The 18,846-nt window shown below is 61.7% G+C and carries 18 protein-coding genes; 7 read left to right on the top strand and 11 right to left on the bottom strand.

Features of this window, described 5'->3' with window-relative positions:
- The 8 genes from Q0W88_RS06910 to Q0W88_RS06945 form a co-directional block, all read right to left on the bottom strand.
- Positions 1–710 (bottom strand): alpha/beta hydrolase (locus Q0W88_RS06910; RefSeq protein WP_297801483.1); only part of this gene is annotated, 710 nt, incomplete at its 3' end.
- A 65-nt stretch (positions 711–775) separates the two neighbouring features.
- Complete coding sequence (locus Q0W88_RS06915) at positions 776–1,954, bottom strand: ABC transporter permease (protein ID WP_297801486.1); 1,179 nt, start codon at positions 1,952–1,954, stop codon at positions 776–778.
- Position 1,955: 1 nt separating this feature from the next.
- Positions 1,956–3,113 (bottom strand): ABC transporter permease, encoded by a 1,158-nt coding sequence (locus tag Q0W88_RS06920; protein WP_297801488.1) that lies wholly within the window; start codon positions 3,111–3,113, stop codon positions 1,956–1,958.
- Position 3,114: 1 nt separating this feature from the next.
- The gene (locus Q0W88_RS06925) at positions 3,115–3,828 is read right to left on the bottom strand and encodes an ABC transporter ATP-binding protein (RefSeq protein WP_297801491.1); all 714 of its coding nucleotides are present in this window, start codon (positions 3,826–3,828) and stop codon (positions 3,115–3,117) included.
- Positions 3,825–5,045, bottom strand: coding sequence for an efflux RND transporter periplasmic adaptor subunit (locus Q0W88_RS06930; RefSeq protein ID WP_297801494.1), 1,221 nt, complete (start codon positions 5,043–5,045; stop codon positions 3,825–3,827). Before Q0W88_RS06930 ends, Q0W88_RS06925 begins: the two co-directional genes overlap by 4 nt.
- Positions 5,046–5,086: 41 nt before the next feature.
- Entirely contained in the window at positions 5,087–6,415 is a 1,329-nt protein-coding gene (locus tag Q0W88_RS06935) for a leucyl aminopeptidase family protein (RefSeq protein ID WP_343212538.1), read from the bottom strand.
- A 71-nt stretch (positions 6,416–6,486) separates the two neighbouring features.
- The gene (locus Q0W88_RS06940; RefSeq protein ID WP_297801498.1) at positions 6,487–7,182 is read right to left on the bottom strand and encodes an HAD family hydrolase; all 696 of its coding nucleotides are present in this window, start codon (positions 7,180–7,182) and stop codon (positions 6,487–6,489) included.
- A gap of 41 nt (positions 7,183–7,223) precedes the next feature.
- Positions 7,224–8,630 carry a trypsin-like peptidase domain-containing protein gene (locus tag Q0W88_RS06945; RefSeq protein WP_297801500.1) on the bottom strand — a complete coding sequence of 469 codons (1,407 nt, stop codon included), beginning with the start codon at positions 8,628–8,630 and terminating at the stop codon, positions 7,224–7,226.
- 285 nt (positions 8,631–8,915) lie between these two features.
- Between Q0W88_RS06945 and Q0W88_RS06950 the strand changes: the two genes are divergently transcribed.
- The 3 genes from Q0W88_RS06950 to Q0W88_RS06960 all read left to right on the top strand — a co-directional run bounded on the left by Q0W88_RS06950 (position 8,916) and on the right by Q0W88_RS06960 (position 12,425).
- Complete coding sequence (locus Q0W88_RS06950) at positions 8,916–11,078, top strand: adenosylcobalamin-dependent ribonucleoside-diphosphate reductase (RefSeq protein ID WP_297801502.1); 2,163 nt, start codon at positions 8,916–8,918, stop codon at positions 11,076–11,078.
- A gap of 27 nt (positions 11,079–11,105) precedes the next feature.
- Entirely contained in the window at positions 11,106–11,570 is a 465-nt protein-coding gene (locus tag Q0W88_RS06955; RefSeq protein ID WP_297801504.1) for a hypothetical protein, read from the top strand.
- 90 nt (positions 11,571–11,660) lie between these two features.
- Positions 11,661–12,425: an NrdJb gene (locus tag Q0W88_RS06960; RefSeq protein ID WP_297801507.1), complete on the top strand. Its 765-nt coding sequence runs from the start codon at positions 11,661–11,663 to the stop codon at positions 12,423–12,425.
- Between the two features lie 75 nt (positions 12,426–12,500).
- On the opposite strand, the gene Q0W88_RS06965 is transcribed toward Q0W88_RS06960, so the two are convergent.
- The 3 genes from Q0W88_RS06965 to Q0W88_RS06975 all read right to left on the bottom strand — a co-directional run bounded on the left by Q0W88_RS06965 (position 12,501) and on the right by Q0W88_RS06975 (position 15,227).
- Positions 12,501–12,842, bottom strand: a complete 342-nt coding sequence (locus Q0W88_RS06965; protein WP_343212537.1) for an HNH endonuclease — start codon at positions 12,840–12,842, stop codon at positions 12,501–12,503.
- 240 nt (positions 12,843–13,082) lie between these two features.
- On the bottom strand, positions 13,083–14,162 hold the full coding sequence (locus Q0W88_RS06970; protein ID WP_297801510.1) for an acyl-CoA desaturase: 1,080 nt from the start codon (positions 14,160–14,162) through the stop codon (positions 13,083–13,085).
- A gap of 3 nt (positions 14,163–14,165) precedes the next feature.
- Positions 14,166–15,227, bottom strand: a complete 1,062-nt coding sequence (locus tag Q0W88_RS06975; protein ID WP_297801512.1) for an iron-sulfur cluster-binding domain-containing protein — start codon at positions 15,225–15,227, stop codon at positions 14,166–14,168.
- A gap of 128 nt (positions 15,228–15,355) precedes the next feature.
- Between Q0W88_RS06975 and fabR the strand changes: the two genes are divergently transcribed.
- The 4 genes from fabR to Q0W88_RS06995 form a co-directional block, all read left to right on the top strand.
- Entirely contained in the window at positions 15,356–16,012 is a 657-nt protein-coding gene (gene fabR, locus Q0W88_RS06980) for an HTH-type transcriptional repressor FabR (protein WP_297801515.1), read from the top strand.
- A 16-nt stretch (positions 16,013–16,028) separates the two neighbouring features.
- On the top strand, positions 16,029–16,751 hold the full coding sequence (locus Q0W88_RS06985; RefSeq protein WP_297801517.1) for an HAD family hydrolase: 723 nt from the start codon (positions 16,029–16,031) through the stop codon (positions 16,749–16,751).
- A 10-nt stretch (positions 16,752–16,761) separates the two neighbouring features.
- Positions 16,762–17,586 carry a DUF3025 domain-containing protein gene (locus Q0W88_RS06990; protein ID WP_297801520.1) on the top strand — a complete coding sequence of 275 codons (825 nt, stop codon included), beginning with the start codon at positions 16,762–16,764 and terminating at the stop codon, positions 17,584–17,586.
- Between the two features lie 39 nt (positions 17,587–17,625).
- Positions 17,626–18,846: POTRA domain-containing protein (locus tag Q0W88_RS06995; protein ID WP_297801522.1), on the top strand; the 1,221-nt coding region annotated here is incomplete at its 3' end.

An 18,846-nucleotide genomic window follows, 5' to 3' on the forward strand; every position in this document is an offset into this window, starting at 1 on the left:
CCGAAAGCCATGTGATTGGCACCGGTGATGACGCCCTGCCATTTGCAACCGGAAGGCATGTTTTTGTAAGGCTCCAGGCGCGAGCGCCAGTCGGCGTTCAATTCCCGGTCTTCGGTGCCGGTCAATGCGTACACCGGTGCGCGGATGCCACGCCAGGCGTTCGCGGGAAAGATGCTGCCGACACCCTGCGGCGACATCGCCACATAGGCATCGAAACCGATGCGGGTGTGCAGGCCGAGCTTATTTTCAGCACCGGCTGCCAGCATGACCGTTGCCGCGCCCATCGAATGACCGATCAGTGCCGAAAATGCGTTCTTGCAGCGTCCGGTGCTCCAGGTCTGTGCGGCCTGGATGTCGGAAAAACGGCCGCGATAAGCGTCCGGGTCGGTAATCAGTGCGCCCAACCCGGCTTTGATGTCGAGCCCCGGTGTTTTCGCACGCAATGCAGCCCTTCCGCTTTCGGCATGGCCGAGCACCAGTGTGCGCCAGCCTTTGCTCTGCAGGAACTCACCGAGATAGGACAGTCCGCTTTCGGAGCCGCCGGCCCCATGGCTGATGATGACCGTGCCGAGACACACGCCGACCGGTGCATAGTGCATGACCGGGGTTTTCCGGCCATCACTGCGTGTCAGCAACAGCCGTTCGGCGGCCGGTGCGGCACAAGGAATCAGGGCAAGGCAAAGCAGACCGATGCGGCGCAGGGATGTCATGGATAAACTCCGGTGGGGTCTTGGATCAACGGACCGCGCCGGATTCGGTTGACCGTTTCGCCCGACTAACCGCGCAGCGCCGCCGTGACCGGAAGCCGGGCCGCGCGTACCGCGGGTGCCAGGCCGCCGAGAAAACCGATGGCCAACGCCCAGCTCAGGCCTTGCGCCACAAGCCCCGGGGTGACTGCGAAGTTGAACGCGACCTGGGTGAAGCCTCCGCCGAGTGTGGATACCGAGTAGTCGTTGAACAGCACATAGGCAATGCCGGCACCGAGCACGCCGCCGAGCAGCGAAAGGAACATCGCTTCCGCCATCACCGAGGCCACCACCGGCGCATTGCCGAAGCCAAGCGCGCGCAGGGTGCCGATTTCGGCGGTGCGCGCCGAGACCGCCGAGTACATGGTGTTCAGCGCGCCGAACAGGGCGCCGAAGGCCATGATGACGGTGACGATGCTGGTCAGGAATCCGATCTGGCGGGTCAGGCCGGAGGACTGGGAGGAGAAATAGTCTTTTTCGGTTTTCACTTCCACATTCAGTTGCGGGTCCGATTCCAGACGGCGTTTCAGATCCTTGAAGGCCTCGCGGTAATTCAGACGGACCACGACCGAAGACACGCCGGAGCGGCCGAAAGCGCTCTGTACGGTATCCAGATCGGCCCACAGTTCGGAATCGTGGGCATCGCCGGACTCGAACACCCCGACCACATCCCAGTACGACCCGCGGAATTTCAGTTTCGCACCGACCTGCAGCCCGTCGAACTGGGTGGCCGCGCCTTTGCCGACGATGATTTCACGCAGGCCCGGTTTGAAGCGGCGGCCCTCGATCAGTTTCAGTTCCGGCCGGACCGTCAGGCCTTTGGCTTCGACGCCGCGCAGCGAGACGTTGGCCCCCGAGCTCTGGCCTTTGCGTGGCACTTCGGTGATGACGATCAATTCGCCGGAGGCCAGCGGCAGGCGGTCGGCATGCCGGGCAATGGCCGGATCCTGTTTGATCAAAGTTGCCGCGCTGCGGTCGAGGAAGCTGGCCAATTCGCCGTTGGAGCCGCCGCGCAGCACGATGGCGCGGTTCGGGTCGCCGGTGGCGGTCAGGGTTTTGTTGAGCCCGGTCGACATCGACAGCATCGCCACCAGCACACCCACCACGCCGGCGATGCCGATGACGATGACCAGCGAAGCACCCAGCCGCTGCGGAATGCTTTTCAGGTTCATCAGCACGATTTCACGGATCTGGGTCAGCGTGCTCATGTCAGCGTCCCGCCAGTGCATCGACGATTTTCAGATGCATCGCGCGCAATGCCGGCGGCAGACCGACCACCAGCGCGAGGAAGACCGTGGTCGCCAGTGCGAACAGCCAGACCCGGCCATCGGTCTTGATCGGGTATTCGGGCGGCAGCAGTCCGGTCACCGCGCTGGCCAGCAGCAGACCAATCAGGGCGCCGATGAAGCAGAGCAGGAAGGACTCGGCCAGCACCAGCCCCAATACGGTGCGGTCGGTGAAACCCAGGCATTTCAGCACGGCCAGTTCCGGAATGCGTTCGCGCACGGCCTGGCTCATGGTGTAGCCGGTCAGGATCAGGATGGTGAAGAACACTGCGCCGGAAATAGCGTTGACGATGAAACCGATGTCGCCCAGCTGCTTGAGGAAGCCGAGTTGGAATTCCTGTTCGCTCTGGGTCTTGGTTTCTTCCGATGAGTTTTCGAACTTGCGGTCGATTTCGGCGGCAATGCGCTCCGAGTCCATGGGGTTTTTCACCCGCACCACGAAAACCCCGGCCAGTCCGCGCGCGCGTTCGCTGCGGCCTTCGTCGAACTGGCCGTAATTCAGATACATCAGATTGGCGCGGTCGGTCCATTCCTGGTCGCGGCCCTCGAAGATGCCGACCAGCCGCCATTGCCAGATCCGGCTGCCGTCGCGCTGGGTCCAGATGAAGGAATTCAGCGGGATGATATCGCCGACCTTCCAGCCGAATTTGTCGGCCAGTACCTTGCCGGCGATGGCGCCGTCTTGGGTCGAGATGAAGGTGCGCCAGGCATCTTCATCCATTTTCCATTCCGGATAGGTATCGCGCAGACGCTGCGGATTGACCGCGAACTGCGGGAAGAAATTCTTCGGATCCTGATAAACACCGCCGAAGAACTGCGAGTGCCCGACATGTTCGACGCCGGGGATGGCTTCGATCTGCGGCAGCAGACGCATCGGCAAAGGCTGGGTGAAGCTGATCTTGGCCTGGGTGATGAGCCGGTTGGCACCGAGGAAGTCCGCGCCGCCGGACAGCACCGAGTTCACCGCCTGCAGCAGACCAATCAGCAGGAAGGCCGCCGACAGCGACAGCAGGGTGAACGCGGTCCGGGTTTTCTTGCGCATCAAGGCGCCCCAGACCAGTGGCAGGTATTTGCGGATCATGTCAGTGGCCCGGCTCGTCGACCAGAGTGCCTTTGTCGAGATGCACGGTGCGCTTGGCGTATTCGGCCGCTTTCGGATCGTGGGTGACCATCACGATGGTCTTGCCGAATTCACGGTTGAGTTGCTGCAGCAGGGTCAGCACTTCATCGGCGGTCTTGCGGTCGAGGTCGCCGGTGGGTTCATCGCAGATCAGGATGCGCGGATCGGACACCAGCGCGCGCGCGATGGCGACCCGTTGCTGCTGGCCACCGGACAGCTCGTTCGGTTTATGGCCGGCCCGGTCGGCGATGCCGACCAGTTTCAGCGCGATGGACGCACGGTGCCGGCGTTCACCGGCATCCATGTCGGTCAGCAGCAACGGCAACTCCACGTTTTTCTGGGCACTCAGCACCGGCATCAGGTTGTAGCTCTGGAAAATGAAGCCGACGGTGTTGGCGCGCCAGGCGGCCAGTTCATTGCCGCCCAGATCATCGATGCGCTGGCCGTCGATGGTCAGCACGCCGCTGGTCGGCGAGTCGATGCCGCCGATCAGGTTGAGCAGGGTGGTTTTTCCGGAGCCGGACGGGCCCATGAGCGCCACGAAATCGCCCTCGGGAATGTCCAGGTCGATGCCGTGCAGCACTTCCAGCACCTGTTTGCCGCGCACATAGGCCTTGGTCAGCTGGCGGATTTCGACCAGTGGAAATAAGCCCTTGGCATCATCGCGTCCGCTCATTTGGCGGCATCCGCCTTGCGGGCGACCTTGGCGCCGTCTTTCAGGTCCTTGTCGGGCGCGGCAATCAGCGAGTCGCCTTTGGCCACGCCTTTGCTGATCCGGCTTTCGCTGTCATTGCTTTCGGCCACGGTGACGGCGGTACGCACCGCCTTGCCGTCGACGATGGTGAATACGTAGGACGCGTTGCCGTCCTTGAGTACGGCGCCGTTCGGTACCCAGTAACCGGTCAGGGGTTTGTCATCGGTTTTGGCTTCGAGGAAGCTGACCCGCACGCCCATGTCGGGCACGATGCGCGGGTCCTTGCTGTTCAGCGCCACACGCACTTTCACGGTGGCCTTGGAACGGTCGGCAGTCGGCACGATGGCGATCACCGCGCCGGGAATCTTCCAGTCCGGATAGGCGTTCAACACCGCCTGCACCGGCATGTCCGGCGTGACCCGGCCGATATAGGCCTCGTTGACATCGACCTGCACTTCCAGCGAATCCATGTCGACCAGCGTGCCGATGCCGGTACGGATCGAACCGCCGCCGCCGGAAATCGGCGAGATCATTTCGCCCGGCTGCGCCGCCTTGGCCACGATGACGCCATCGAACGGCGCGCGGATCACGGTGTTGTCGATGTTGAGTGCCGACACGCCCAGCTGATCGCGGGATACGCTGACCGATTTCTGCAGACTGTACAGTCGCGCCGCGCGCGAGTCGCGCTCGGCCTTGGCGGCATCCAGCGCCTGCCGGGAAACCAGCTGTTTGGCGCCGAGCTCGCGGTTGCGGGCGTAGTTGCTTTCGGCCAAGGCCAGCTGCGCGCGCGCTTCGGCCAGCTGCGATTCGCTGGCAGCCAGTTGCGATTGCGAAAGCCGGTACTGGGCGTCGGCGTCCTGCACATCGAGGCGGGCGAGTATTTCGCCGGCTTTCACGCGCTGGCCTTCTTCGATGTAGACCTCTTTGACCTTGCCGGTGATTTTCGAAGAGACGGTCGCGATGCGGCGTGCGGTCACGTAACCGGAGGCATCCAGCACCGAGGCCGGACCGCTTTCCGCGGCCGAGCGCGGGTTGACCGTTTCCACTTCCAACGCCTTGCCGCCGCGCAGCAGGAAGAATGCCGAGACCAGTATCACCACGGCAGCGACAACCCAGGGCCAGCGCCGTTTCTTCTTCATCGCGGTGCTGCCACTGCGGTTTATTTTCAGTTGGTTGAGCAATTCATCAGGGCGGTTCATGCAAAAGTCCTTGGCGGTGTGGCCGTTATTCTGTCATTGACTCAGGAAGCGGTGGAGTGCCGGTGGTCATATTTTTCCTGCAGGAAACGGAATGCCGCGCGCAGGCCCTGGGCCTCGCCGCCGGCCGGTTTGCCGGGCCGTTCGGAATCGTTCCAGCTGTAGACGTCCACGTGTGTCCAGGCCGTGCCGGCCGGTACGAAGCGCTGCAGGAACAGCGCAGCGGTCATGCAGCCGGCCATTTTGCTGGGTCCGGCATTGGCCAGATCGGCCACATTGGATTTCAGATACGTCAGATAGGGTTGCCACAGCGGCAGCTGCCAAAGCGGGTCGTGCTCGGTTTCGCCTGCCGCCAGATAATCACGGGCCGCCTGCGCATTGTTGCTGAACAGTACCGGTAGATCCGGGCCGAGCGCGATGCGAGCGGCCCCGGTCAAGGTCGCGAAATCCATGATCAGGTCCGGTTTCAATTCACCGGCCAGGGTCAGGGCATCGGCCAGCACCAGACGGCCTTCGGCATCGGTGTTGTCGATTTCCACGCTCAGGCCCTGACGGGTGACGATGACATCGCCCGGGCGGAAGGCATTGCCGGCGATGGCATTTTCGACCGCGGCAATCAGCAACGTGAGCCGAACGGGAACCTGATTCTGCATCAGTAGACGGGCCAAGGCCAACGCATGTGCCGCGCCGCCCATGTCCTTTTTCATGTTGCGCATGCCGTCGGCCGGCTTGATGTCGAGACCGCCGGTATCGAAGCAGACGCCCTTGCCGCACAGCACGACATGCGGATGCGCGTCATCGCCCCAGTCCAGACGGATCAGGCGCGGTGCGCGGTGCGAAGCCCGTCCGACCGCATGGATGGTCGGGAAATTCTGCTGCAACAGGGCATCGCCCTGGATGCAGGACACCGCCGCGCCGAAGCGCTGCCCGATGTCCCGTGTCGCCTGCTCCAGCTCATCGGGCCCCATGTGTTCGGTCGGCGTGTTGATCCAGTCACGTACATCTAGGCTGGCGGCAAGAACGCTTTCGGCCTGCGCACTCTGGTTTTCGGCATGCAGCAGCGCCGGTTCGGTTTTGGCCAGATAGCGTTCGAATCGGTAAGCCCCGAGCCCCCAGCCGAGCAGAAGGTTGTCGGCGCTGAGCGCTGCAGTGGAATCAGCACAGCGGTGATAATGGCCTTTTGGCAGCAGTTTCGGCAGATGCGCGATCGCATAGGGTGTGTCGCCGGCGATGACCGCCAGGACCCGATCGTAGCGCCCCTGCGCGTCCGGCAACAAGGCGAATTGTCCGGCCCGTCCTTGAAACGCCTGGCCGGCCAGCCAATGACGCGTGGATTCGGGTTGCGCCGTCAGCCAATCCGCATAGGTCTCCATGTGTACAAAGACGATGGCGCGTGATTGCGGATGGCGCTCGGCCGAAAAGCCCGGTGCGGAAAACGGAGAACTCATGCAAAAACCTCTTCCAGCCGTTCGGCCAGTTGCTGCAGATCGGTGATGGTCAGATGTGCCGGCGGGATTTCCGTCGGCCAGATCGCACCGGTGCGGTTGATCCAGACCGATTGAAAGCCGGCATCGTGCGCGCCTTGTACATCCAGCCAGGGGTCATCGCCGACATGCAGGATGTGCTGCGGGGCGACGCCGAGCGCGCGGCTGGTGGCCGCGAAGATGGGCGGGTGCGGTTTGGCGGAGCCGACATCGCGCGCGGAAATGCAGCCGCTGAAATAATGGCCGATGCCGGTACGGCCGAGATCGGCATTGCCGTTGGTCAAGCCAATCAGCGGAAAGCGCGCGGCCAGACGGTCCAGCGCCGGCAGACAGTCGCTGTACAGGGTGACGTCATTGCGTGCGCGGAAAAAGGCATCGAACGCCGGCTCGATCATATCATCGTTCTCGCCGCTGAGATGGAAGGCATGCTGCAGCGACAGTTTGCGCTGGGCGGTGAAATCGTGCGCCAGTTCCGGATGTGCCTGCGCGATCTGCTCGCGCAGATGACGCATGGCCGGTACCGGAAACTGTTCGGCGGTGGCCGGGGCGTTGGCCAGCAGGAAATCATGCAGCGCCGCTTCGGCGCGCTCGATGATCGGCCAGATCGGCCAGAGGGTGTCGTCCAGATCGAGACTGATCGCTTTTACGGTATGCATCCCGATAGCATACCGCGCATCGGCGTGCAGACTGCGTGTTTTTAACGCATTTGCAGGTAACCGGACTGCCGCCCGCGCGCCAGACCCAACTCCAGACGCGGCGGATTCTGGGCCAGCTGTGCGCGCAAGGCCGCCAGATCGCTGACCGACTGCCGGTTGACCACCAGGATGCGGTCGCCGGCTTCCAGACCGTTGCGTTCCGCACGGCTGCCGGCCGCGACTTTGCTGATGATCACACCGCGGATGCCGGTCTGCCGGTAGCGTTCCGGGGTATCGATCAGCACCGCACCGGCCAGACGCGCATCCAGCTGGCCCGCATCCAGTTCTTTCGGCGACGCCTTGAGTTGCGCGCTGACGCTCAAACGCTGGCTGTCGCGCACCAGTTCCATGCGCACCGGTGCACCCAGCGGCAGCAGTCCTTCCAGATTGCTCAGCGCTTCGGCGCTGTCGATGCGCTGGTCATTGGCTTTGACGATGACGTCACCCGGGCGGATGCCGGCGGCTTCGGCCGGACTGCCGCGGTAGACGCGGGTCACCAGGGCGCCGCGGGTGATCGGTTCGGCCTGGGTCTGGGCGGTTTCGGCATCCAGCCCCAGGGTGCCCCGCCGCACTTCGCCGTAGGCCATCAGCTGGCGCATGATTTCCTTGGCGAGATTGGAAGGAATGGCGAAGCCCAGACCGATGTTGCCGGCCGCGCTGCCGCGCGGATTGAAACTGGCGACATTGATGCCGACCAGTTCACCGTTGAGATTGACCAATGCGCCCCCGGAATTGCCGGGGTTGATCGAGGCATCGGTCTGGATGAAATTCTGATAGCCCAGTCCCTGCAGGCCGCTGCGGCCGACGGCGGAGACGATGCCGGAGGTGACGGTCTGGCCCAGGCCGAACGGGTTGCCGACGGCGACCACGTAGTCGCCGACCCGCAGTTTGCTGGAATCGGCGACCGGCAAAGCCACCAGATCCTTGGCCGCGATGCGGATCACCGCGATGTCGGTATCGGGGTCGGAGCCGACCGGTTGGGCTTCGAAGGTGCGGCCGTCGGACAGGCTGACCGAGACTTCATCGGCACCTTCAACCACGTGGTTGTTGGTCAGGATCAGTCCGCGTGCGGCATCCACGATGACGCCCGAGCCGAGCGACTGGGCGATGCGCTCCTGCGGGTAGCGGCCGCCGCCGAAAAAATCGGCAATCGGATTGTTCACCCGGACCCGCTGCTTGGTGTAGATATTGACCACCGACGGCGTGACTTTGGCCAGCATCGGCGCAAGCGTGGGCAGGGGTTGCGTGTTGGCCGGTACCGCGGCTTGGGCATCCGGAATCATCCACAGGCGCTCGGATTTTCCGCTTTCATCGCTATCTGACTGATTTGAAAAATAAAAGCCGGCGGCCAGTGCGCCCGTCGCGGTGCACAAAGTCGCCAAAGCCAAGGTACGCAAGGTGAGAGCCATGGGGGTTCCTGCCGGGGGTCTGGGGAGCAGTATAACGAAGGTGAAAAAAAATGGTGATTCACGACCTGGTTTCACGCCAGTAGAACGAGTCTATCTCACTGTAAGTTAAAGAAATATGAACATGATGACAGGTTAAAATTTCGTATTGACAGGCCGTTTCAAGACGGTTAATGTAGGGCTCTGAAACACAAGATGTTGTGTTTTTATAACGAGAAACCCCAACATGTAGTGAGGGGTGCTAAGCGATGGCTGCAAAGCTTGAATTATCATGGAGATAAGTTGGATATGAGTACACCCCGATTGGAAGCCGTTCCCGCCAGCGTTCAAACCCCGCACAACGATGCGCTCCCGCTGCAGCCGGCCTCGCTGGATATCTGGGATAAAAAATACCGACTGAAAGCCAAAAACGGCGTGCCGGTCGATCAGACCATCGACGATACCTACCGTCGCGTGGCCAAGGCGCTGTCGGAAGCCGAACCGGATGCCGAACGCCAGGCCTATTGGAACGAACGCTTCCTGTGGGCGCTGCGCCGCGGTGCCATTCCGGCAGGCCGCATCACCTCCAATGCCGGTGCCCTGGAACACAAACCGGCGACCTCCACCATCAACTGCACGGTCTCGGGCTCGATTCCAGATTCCATGGACGGCATCCTCGACAAGGTGCATGAGGCCGGCCTGACCCTCAAAGCCGGCTGCGGCATCGGCTATGAATTCTCCACCCTGCGTCCGCGCGGTGCGTATGTTTCCGGCGCCGGTGCGCATACTTCGGGCCCGCTGTCGTTCATGGATATCTACGACAAGATGTGCTTCACGGTGTCGTCCGCCGGCGGCCGCCGCGGCGCCCAGATGGGCACCTTCGACGTGTCGCATCCGGACGTCAAGGAATTCATCGGTGCCAAACGCGAAGACGGCCGCCTGCGCCAGTTCAATCTGTCGCTGCTGATCACCGACGGCTTCATGGAGGCCGTCAACAAGGACGCCGACTGGCCGCTGATTTTCCCGATCAGCGTCAAAGAGCAGGGCGATCTCGATGTCAACGACGCGTCGCAGGTGGTCTGGCGTGACTGGCCGGTCAACACCGGCTACGTGACCCGCGACGACGGCCTGGTGGCCTGCAAGATCTACGGCCACATCCGCGCGCAGCTGCTGTGGAACCGCATCATGGCGTCCACCTACGATTTCGCCGAACCCGGATTCATCCTGATCGACCGCGTCAATGAAATGAACAACAACTGGTGGTGTGAAAACATCCGTGCCACCAATCCCTGCGGCGAGCAGCCCTTGCCGCCTTACGGCGCCTGCCTGCTGGGCTCGGTCAATCTGACCCTGTTCGTGCGCGATGCGTTCACCGACAAGGCCGCGTTCGATTGGGAAGAGTACAAGGAAGTCGTGCGCGTGTTCACCCGCATGCTCGACAACGTGGTGGAAGTGAACGGTCTGCCGCTGGAACAGCAGCGCCGCGAAATCATGCGCAAGCGCCGCCACGGCATGGGCTTTCTGGGCCTAGGCAGCACGCTGACCATGCTCAAGATGAAATACGGTTCCGCCGAAAGCCTGGAATTCACCGAAGCCATTTCGCGCGAGATGGCACTGGCCGGCTGGGAAGTCGGTCTGGCCTTGGCTGAGGAAAAGGGCCCGGCGCCGATCATGGACGAAGAGTTCACGGTCACTGCCGAAATGCTGCGCAAGCGTCCGGAAATGGCGGCCGACGGCTTCAAGCTCGGCCAGAAAATCAAAGGCCGCGTACTGCACGCCAAATACTCGCGCTACATGCAGCGCGTGGCTTCGGTGGCGCCCGATCTGGTCGCCAAGATGGCCGAAAAAGGCACCCGTTTCACCCACCACAGTTCGATCGCGCCGACCGGCACCATTTCGCTGTCGCTGGCCAACAACGCCTCGAACGGCATCGAGCCCTCGTTCGCGCACCACTACAGCCGCAACGTGATCCGCGAAGGCAAGAAGTCCAAGGAAAAAGTGGAAGTGTACAGCTATGAACTGCTGTCCTACCGCGAGCTGATCAATCCGAAAGCGATGCCGTACAGCGATGATCCGGAAGCCGCGCTGCCGGACTACTTCGTGGCCGCCGATGACATCTCGCCGAAGGAACACGTCGACATCCAGGCCGCTTCGCAGAAGTGGATCGACTCCTCGATCTCGAAGACCGCCAACGTGCCGACCAACTATCCGTTCGAGGATTTCAAGGACATCTATTCCTACGCCCACCAGCAGGGCCTGAAAGGCTGCACCACCTTCCGTTTCAATCCGGCCGCCTTCCAGGGCGTGCTGGTCAAGGAATCGGATCTGGAAAACACCACCTACCGGTTTGAACTGGAAGACGGTTCCGTGGTAGAAGTAAAGGGCAATGAACAGATCGAATACGACGGTGAAATGCATACCGCCGCCAACCTGTTCGATGCGCTGAAAGAAGGTTACTACGGCAAGTTCTAAACCATTCCAACGAAACAGGGTGACGTCATGAGTGCGAAGAAATCCAGCGGTATGCAGGGCGCGGTGAAAAAAGTGCAGTCCGAAGCCAAGAAGGCCGGTGCCGCGCTGAGCAAGAAGGCCGCGCCGCTGATCAAGAAAGTGAAGCAGGAAGTGGCACGTGCCGAGCGCTCCGATACCGCCAAGGCGGTCAAGAAAGCGATCAGCCAGGCCGAGCGCTCCGATGCCGCCAAAGCGGTGAAGAAAGCCATCAGCCAGGCCGAGCGTTCGGAAGCCGCGAAAGCGGTGAAAAAAGCCATCAGCCAGGTCAAGGCCAAGCTCGCCAAGCAGATGCCGGCCAAGAAAGCCGCGGTGAAAAAAGCACCGGTCAAAAAAGCCGCCGCCAAAAAAGCACCGGCCAAGAAAGCGGCCGTGAAGAAAGCCCCGGCCAAGAAAGCCGTTGCCAAAAAAGCGGTGGCTAAAAAAGCACCGGCCAAAAAAGCCGTCAGAAAATAAGCAGCAACGACTGCGTTCCGCCCATCGCGGGCGGAACGCGGTCCGTCCCATGTCCGCGTTCCATCGAATACCCCAGGAGTCCTTGCAGTAATGGCCATCAAAATTACAAAAAAAATCAAGTCGTACAGCGTCAACAAGCCGGAAGACAAGGCCGCTGAAAGCGCGCCTGTCACCGTGGCGGCCGGTCCGGCTACCGCCGAAATCATCCACATGCATGAAAAGGTCGAGCGCCCGGAAGCCCTGGTCGGCGCCACCTACAAGATCAAATCGCCGCTGGTGGAACACGCCATGTACGTGACCATCAACGACATCGTGCTTAATCCCGGCACCGACCATGAACTGCGCCGTCCGTTCGAGGTGTTCATCAACTCCAAGAACATGGATCACTTCCAGTGGGTGGTCGCCATCACCCGCATCATGAGCGCCGTGTTCCGCAAGGGCGGCGACGTGACCTTCCTGGTCGAGGAAATGAAGGCGGTGTTCGATCCGCGCGGCGGCTACTTCAAGGCCGGTGGCGTGTACATGCCCTCGATCGTGGCCGAAATCGGCTCGGTGGTGGAAGAGCACCTGAAATTCATCGGCATGATCGTCGACCCGGAGCTGAGCGACGCCCAGCGCGCGATGATCGCCGAGAAACGCGCGGCCTATGAAAGCCGCACGAAAAAGAAATCTTCTGAGGGCGACCTCGCCGTGGATGCCGGGCGCGACAGCGCCGACGAGGCGGCATCGCAGTCCGGCGAGGGAGCCTCTTTCCCCCCGACCGCCACCATGTGCCACAAGTGCAGCACCAAGGCACTGGTACTGATGGATGGCTGCCAGACCTGCCTGAACTGCGGTTACAGCAAGTGCGGTTGATTGGATAATTAAGTCAATAAAAAAACCGCCTTCGGGCGGTTTTTTATTGCTAAAGACTTATCATCCTGCAATCATTCAGCTAATTGTGTCAGCAGAAAACGTATACCATCTGCCTTTAGCAATTCGCTTCTGAACAAATATTCGATAGTCCTCTGGTGTGGGTGGTTTCCTGCGTTTATGTCGTCGTGCATTGCAAAGCCTGCAAGCAGCAGCAATGTTGCCTTCCACATCTCGCCCACCATCTTGCTGGGCAACTAAGTGTTCCGCAGTGCAGCGGAGCGGCTTAGCGGTGCTTGGCCGCAAACCGTATCGTTCAAGTTCTTTTGGAGATTCGTTCCACATGGGTTGGTTGCAGTAGAAGCAACGACCATTTTGAGCAATAAAAGCGTGTGTACGTAATTTTTGGAGTTTTGTCATACAAATACCTATGGATGGTTGCTGGGGAAGTTCTGTTGCCTTTATAAAAGGACAAACAGAAACCTGGCGCCATAGGCTATGCAGGCAAAACACCGCGGCTAAAAGCCGAATCGGTAACAAATACTCTAGCGCTGGAATTAAGCAAAAGCAAGTGACTATCGATTTATGCCAAACTCAAGCGCATTGTGATTAATAAAAAAACCGCCTTCGGGCGGTTTTTTTATCGGTGACGGAATGGGTTCAGGCCGTTGCCAGCGCGCGCCGTCCATTCGGGAAGGCGTAACGCAGGATCCGCCACAGCGCGCTGCCGTACTGTTTCCAGAAACCGCCGGTGTTGTAGTGGATGCCGTATTTGGCGCAGATTTCACGGACCTTGGGCGCGATCTCGGCATAGCGCCGTGCCGGCATGTCCGGGAACAGGTGGTGTTCGATCTGGTGGCTGAGGTTGCCGGTCATCAGGTGGAACCAGCGGCCGCCTTCCAGATTGCTGGAGCCCTGGATCTGGCGCAGATACCAACGGCCGCGACATTCGTCTTTGGTTTCTTTCAGGGTGAAGGTCTGCGCATTGGCGGTGAAGTGGCCGCAGAAGATGACGGCGTTGGTCCACACGTTGCGGATGCCGTTGGCGATCAGGTTGCCGAGCAGCACGCGCGGCCACTGCCAGAACGCCAGCAGCGGAAACAGCAGGTAATCCTTGACCAGCTGCGAGCCGGCTTTCTTCATGAACGGCTTGGCGATGGTTTTCAAACGCGCGGTGCTCATGCGGCCCTGCAGCCAGCGTCCGAGTTTCAGGTCCTGGATGGCGATGCCCCACTGGAAATTGCTGGCCAGCACCAGATAGCTGAACGGCTGGATCAGATAGGACGGGCGCCAGCGCTGCGTCGCGGTGAGCCGGAACATGCCGTAGCCGTAATCCTGGTCCTTGCCGAGGATGTTGGTGTAGTTGTGGTGCTCGATGTTGTGCGATTTGCGCCAGTTCTCCGGCGCACACACCATGTCCCAGCTGTAGTGCTTGGAGTGGAAGGCCGGATCGTTCATCCAGTCGTACTGGCCGTGCAGGATGTTGTGGCCGAGTTCCATGTTCTCCACGATTTTGGCGTGTGCCAGCGCCAGGATGCCGGACACCCAGCTGACCGGCCCCATGCCGAACATCAGCAGGCTGCGGCCGGCGATGGCGCTGCCCTGCGCCAGTGCCCGCACACGGCGGATGTAGGCGGCGTCGATCTCGCCGAGATCAGCCATCACTTTCGCGCGCAGCTGGTCGAGTTCCTGCTGGAAGGCGGCAAGGCGGTCGCCGTCGAGGAAGGTTTTCACGGTCATGGTTCAGAGCTCCAGATGCAGATCGCTGACCGGGGTCGAGACGCAGAGCTGGATCCACTCGTCGCCGCTGCCGGACAGGGTGTCGGTCAATTGGTTATGTACGGTGCCGCCGAGTTTCCGGCAGGTGCAAGTTTTGCAGATGCCGCGGCGGCAGCCGTGTACCGGGTTCAGTCCGCCGGCTTCAGCGGCTTCCAAAAGGGTCTGGCCGTTGCGGGCATCGAAGGCGGCACGGCCATCGGCGGAGTACACCTGATAGTGCGCGGCATCGGGCCGTATTTCGGTGCGGCGGGCCTGGAAGTGTTCCTGCTTGAGCTGCCGGCTCAGGCCGTGCCCGCGGTAGAACGCGGCAATCCAATCCATAAAATCTTCGGGGCCGCACAGCAGGGTATCGCGCAGGGCGAAGTCAGGTGCCAGCGCCTGCAGGCGTTCGGCATCCAAGCGGCCGTCGGCCGCGGTGAACACCGGCCGGATTTTCAGCTGCGGCCATTGGTGAACAAGTGTTCGCAGATCCTCGCGCAGAATCCAGTCGGCTTCATCGCGGCAGCTGTGGATCATCAGTACATCCGGTCGGGATTCGGATTTGGCCCAGTCCTGCAGCATGGCGATCATCGGCGTGATGCCCGATCCTGCCGACAGCAGCAGCACGCCGCGTTCGGGCCGGGCGTGGGTAAAGGCACCGCCGGCTTGGCTGAGACGCACCACCGCGCCGCGTTTGAGCTTGGCGATTGCCTGCGATAGCACACCGTCGGCTTTGAGTTTGATGGTCAGACGCAGCACGCCACTGGCATCCGGGGCCTGCGACAGGCTGAAGCTGCGCGATTGCAGCACACCGTTGCACGGCAGGGTCAGTGCCAGGTGCTGGCCCGGCGTGAAACCCTTGAACAAACGGTTCGGTTTCAGATACAGGCTGACCACATCCCGGCATTCCTGCACCGTGCGCAGCACGCGGGCGCGCACCTCGGTCAGCGACCAGGTGGCGTTGACGCCCTGCAGCAGACTGTTCCATGCCGTGGTGTCGTTCAGCGGCTTCAGCCAGGGGCTGCGCCAGAACAGGGAAGGGGCCATTGGCAACATCGCATCTACCGGTTAATATCAGTAAACACATGTTCACTCAAATGATGGGCCGTGTCAATTGCACATTGCCAGTACCGGCCCAGTGTTTATACTGGGTTCACTCCTTCGGAAGCCCCGATTTGTCCAGTTCGCCGTCCCTCCCGCTCGCCACCGGCACCCGCCGCGACGCCCGCAAACTGCAGACCCGTCAGCAACTGATGCAGGCGGCACTGGATCTGGTCGGCCAGGGCCGCGGTTTTACTTCGCTGAGCCTGCGCGAAGTCACGCGCGAAATCGGCGTAGTGCCGGCCTCGTTCTATCGGCACTTCAAGGACATGGACGAACTCGGCCTGGCGCTGGTGGAAGAGGGCGGGGTGACCCTGCGCCGCTTGCTGCGCGAGGCCCGCCGCAGCGGATTTCCGCCGAAAGACATGCTGCACAATTCGGTGCTGGTCTACAAACGCTATCTGGAACAGAACCGTCTGGTGTTCGGTTTCATCGTCGGCGAACGCAGCGGCGGTTCACCGGTCATCCGCAAGGCGATCCGCCGCGAAGAGGAGCGCTTCGTGCACGAGATGGCGCACGACATGCGCGAGCTCGGCACGGTGCCCGGCCTGTCCGGACAGACCATCGAACTGATCTGCAGTCTGGTGGTCAGCACCATGCTCAATGCCGCCACCGACATCCTCGATCTGCCGGCCGGACACCGCCAGAGCGAACAGGAACTGGTCGACCATTTCGTGCTGCAGCTGCGCCTGATTTTCCTCGGCGCCCGTCTGTGGCGCGAACCCAAATGAGACACGGAGAAACAACATGCTGAAACTGGTAGGCTTCGATGCCGATGACACGCTCTGGCACAGCGAGGGCTTCTACCGCGAGGTGCATGCCCAGTTCGAGACCATTCTCGGCCAGTACATCGACATCGGCAATGCCAATGTGCATGACCATCTGCTCGAGGTCGAACGCGCCAACATCAAGCTGTTCGGCTACGGCGCCAAGGGCATGACCCTGTCGATGCTCGAGACGGCGGTGGCGATGACCGCCGAGCGCATCAGTGCGCATCATCTGCACGAAATCATCCAGCTCGGCAAAGAGGTATTGAACCATCCGGTCGAGCTGCTGGCCGGCATCGCCGAAGCGGTCGCCGAGGTTGCCCGTGAATACCCGGTGGTCTTGATTACCAAGGGCGATCTGTTCCATCAGGAAAGCAAGGTCGCCCGCTCCGGACTGTCGTCGCTGTTCGGCCGGATCGAAATCGTCTCGGAAAAAGACCCGGTGACATACCAACGCGTGCTGTCCGAATTCGGCCTGCAGCCGCAGCAGTTCCTGATGGTCGGAAACTCCCTGCATTCGGATATCGCGCCGGTGCTGCAGATCGGCGGATTCGCCGTGCATGTGCCGTACCCGCTGACCTGGGCTCTGGACCATCACGAGGGCTTCATCGCCGATGACGAACGGATGCGTACGGCGGAATCGTCCGCACAGATTCCCGACGCCGTGCATGAGCTGGCCCTGAAAGCGGCACGCGTCCATTAAAGCGGCGGTCATGCGTTACCGTGCCCCCGAACGCGGTGAAATCGAGGCGCAGGTCCATGCGCATCCGGTATTTGCCATGCTCTCCGTCGCTCAGCAACGGCTCTGCCAATCGGACGTCTGGCCGGACATGGCGGCATTGAACGCGCTCTGGAACCCGCCGGTCAGTGCCGCCGGCCGGCCGTACCGCTTCGTCGAACAGGCGGCGCTGCAGGACGACCGGCACTACGAACAGCGCATCGCCGAAGCCGGAATCATCGCGACCCGCGCCCACAACTGGCATGATCTGTTCAACGCCTTCATGTGGATGCGCTTTCCCGCCATCAAACAGGCGCTGAATGCCCGTCAGGTGGCCGATATCGCGCGGGTCGGGCCCAAGCAGCGTACGCGCGGACAGTGCGCGCTGACCCAGTTCGACGAGGCCGGTGCCGTGCTGCGTCTGCACGATGCCGCGCTGCAGGCGGCCTGGGATGCGCACGACTGGCCGTATCTGTTCCGGAATTGGGCCGATGCCGAGCGCCGCGGCGCGGTCCAGCTCTGGCTGTTCGGCCACTCCCTGTTCGAACATGCATTGACGCCGGCAATCGCGCTGGTGGCCAAGGCGTTGGTGATTGATGCCGATAGGCCGCTGGATGACCATGACATGGCGCTGCGGATTGCGGCTGGCATTGCCGGCGGCGAGTTGCTCAATGATCCGCAGGAGCTGCGCCCGATTCCGCTGACCGGAATCCCGGGCTGGCATCCGGAGCATGAGAACGGCGATTTCTTCACCCGCGTGCCCTGTTTCCGTCCGAAACGTCCCGGCAGGTTCTACCCGGAACCCTTGCGCAGGCAGTAATCGCTTGCCGTTCGCGGTGAGCGCCCCGTAAAATGCGGTATGCGGCCGTTCCTTCCCCTTTTGCTCGTATTCGGCTACTGCACTTCGGTGCCGGCGGCGGAATTGCTGCCGGTCAAGATCAACGGATTGGAAAAAGACAAGACACTCGAGCAGGTCGTCCGCCGTGCGGTCGCGTTGCCCGAAGCCCAGGGCAAAGGCGAAACGGTTTCGGAAGGCCGGCTCGGCTATTACGTCAGCAACATCAACCGTCTGGTCGAAGACAGTCTGGAGCCGCTGGGCTATTACCACCCGCAGGTCAGCAGCCGGCTCGAGCGCGAGGGTAACAGCGCGCAGATCATCGTTGATGTCGCACCCGGCGAACCGGTGAAAGTCCGCGATGTCACCCTGCATGTCGATGGCGACGGCAGCAAGGACCGTTTCATCGGCTTCTGGCTGGAAGGGTTCGAGCCGGTGCAGGGCCAGGTCTTCAATCACGGCCTGTACGAAGAGAACAAAGCGGAAATCAGCCAGGCCCTGCTGGATCGGGGCTATTTCGACATGCGCAACAGCGTGCATGAGGTGCGCGTGACCCGGGCGACGCAGAGCGCCGACATCGATCTGGGTTGGGACAGCGGCATCCGCTACCGTTATGGCGCGGTCCGTTTCGAAGGCCACAAATTCGAACCGGGCCTGCTCGAGCAGCTGGTCAATTTCGAGACGGGAAAATACTATTCCCAGCCGCAGATCAACCGGCTGCAGGAATCCCTGGCCAAACTCAATTATTTCAGTTCGATTGAAATCGTGCCCGACCTCGAGAACAAGCAGGACGGCACCGTGCCGGTGCTGGTCAGTCTGACCCAGGGCAAACGCAGCAGCCAGTACGCCAGCTTCCGCTACGGCACCAAAACCGGTTTCGGCGTCGAGTATGGCGTGGAACGGCGCTGGATCAACCGTCGGGGCCACAAGCTTGATTTCAATGCCGGCTGGGCGCAGAACGAACAGAGTTTCACCGCGCTGTACCGCATTCCGGCCTTCCAGTGGCTGGACGGCTGGTACGGCATCGGTCTGGTCGCCCGCAACGAGCAATACACCAGCACCAGCAGCCGCTATGTCGAGGGCACGTTCAGCCGCAGCGGCGAATTGCGCAATTGGGATCTGCTGGCCAGCCTCAATGTGCGCCGCGAACGATTCGATGAAGCCATTCCCGACATCGACCAGTCGCTCGGCGATGTCCTGTACACCGCTGTGGCCTACCCCGAGTTCAATGCGGTCTGGCGCCGG

The organism is Arenimonas sp. GDDSR-1 (genome assembly GCF_025980345.1).
Taxonomy (GTDB): Bacteria; Pseudomonadota; Gammaproteobacteria; order Xanthomonadales; family Xanthomonadaceae; genus Arenimonas.

Coding starts and splice junctions, on each gene's coding strand:
- Q0W88_RS06915 (WP_297801486.1), bottom strand. CDS start 1,954: ATGAGCACGCTGACCCAGATCCGTGAAATCGTGCTGATGAACCTGAAA.
- Q0W88_RS06920 (WP_297801488.1), bottom strand. CDS start 3,113: ATGATCCGCAAATACCTGCCACTGGTCTGGGGCGCCTTGATGCGCAAG.
- Q0W88_RS06925 (WP_297801491.1), bottom strand. CDS start 3,828: ATGAGCGGACGCGATGATGCCAAGGGCTTATTTCCACTGGTCGAAATC.
- Q0W88_RS06930 (WP_297801494.1), bottom strand. CDS start 5,045: ATGAACCGCCCTGATGAATTGCTCAACCAACTGAAAATAAACCGCAGT.
- Q0W88_RS06935 (WP_343212538.1), bottom strand. CDS start 6,415: ATGGAGACCTATGCGGATTGGCTGACGGCGCAACCCGAATCCACGCGT.
- Q0W88_RS06940 (WP_297801498.1), bottom strand. CDS start 7,182: ATGCATACCGTAAAAGCGATCAGTCTCGATCTGGACGACACCCTCTGG.
- Q0W88_RS06945 (WP_297801500.1), bottom strand. CDS start 8,630: ATGGCTCTCACCTTGCGTACCTTGGCTTTGGCGACTTTGTGCACCGCG.
- Q0W88_RS06950 (WP_297801502.1), top strand. CDS start 8,916: ATGAGTACACCCCGATTGGAAGCCGTTCCCGCCAGCGTTCAAACCCCG.
- Q0W88_RS06955 (WP_297801504.1), top strand. CDS start 11,106: ATGAGTGCGAAGAAATCCAGCGGTATGCAGGGCGCGGTGAAAAAAGTG.
- Q0W88_RS06960 (WP_297801507.1), top strand. CDS start 11,661: ATGGCCATCAAAATTACAAAAAAAATCAAGTCGTACAGCGTCAACAAG.
- Q0W88_RS06965 (WP_343212537.1), bottom strand. CDS start 12,842: ATGACAAAACTCCAAAAATTACGTACACACGCTTTTATTGCTCAAAAT.
- Q0W88_RS06970 (WP_297801510.1), bottom strand. CDS start 14,162: ATGACCGTGAAAACCTTCCTCGACGGCGACCGCCTTGCCGCCTTCCAG.
- Q0W88_RS06975 (WP_297801512.1), bottom strand. CDS start 15,227: ATGGCCCCTTCCCTGTTCTGGCGCAGCCCCTGGCTGAAGCCGCTGAAC.
- Q0W88_RS06985 (WP_297801517.1), top strand. CDS start 16,029: ATGCTGAAACTGGTAGGCTTCGATGCCGATGACACGCTCTGGCACAGC.
- Q0W88_RS06990 (WP_297801520.1), top strand. CDS start 16,762: ATGCGTTACCGTGCCCCCGAACGCGGTGAAATCGAGGCGCAGGTCCAT.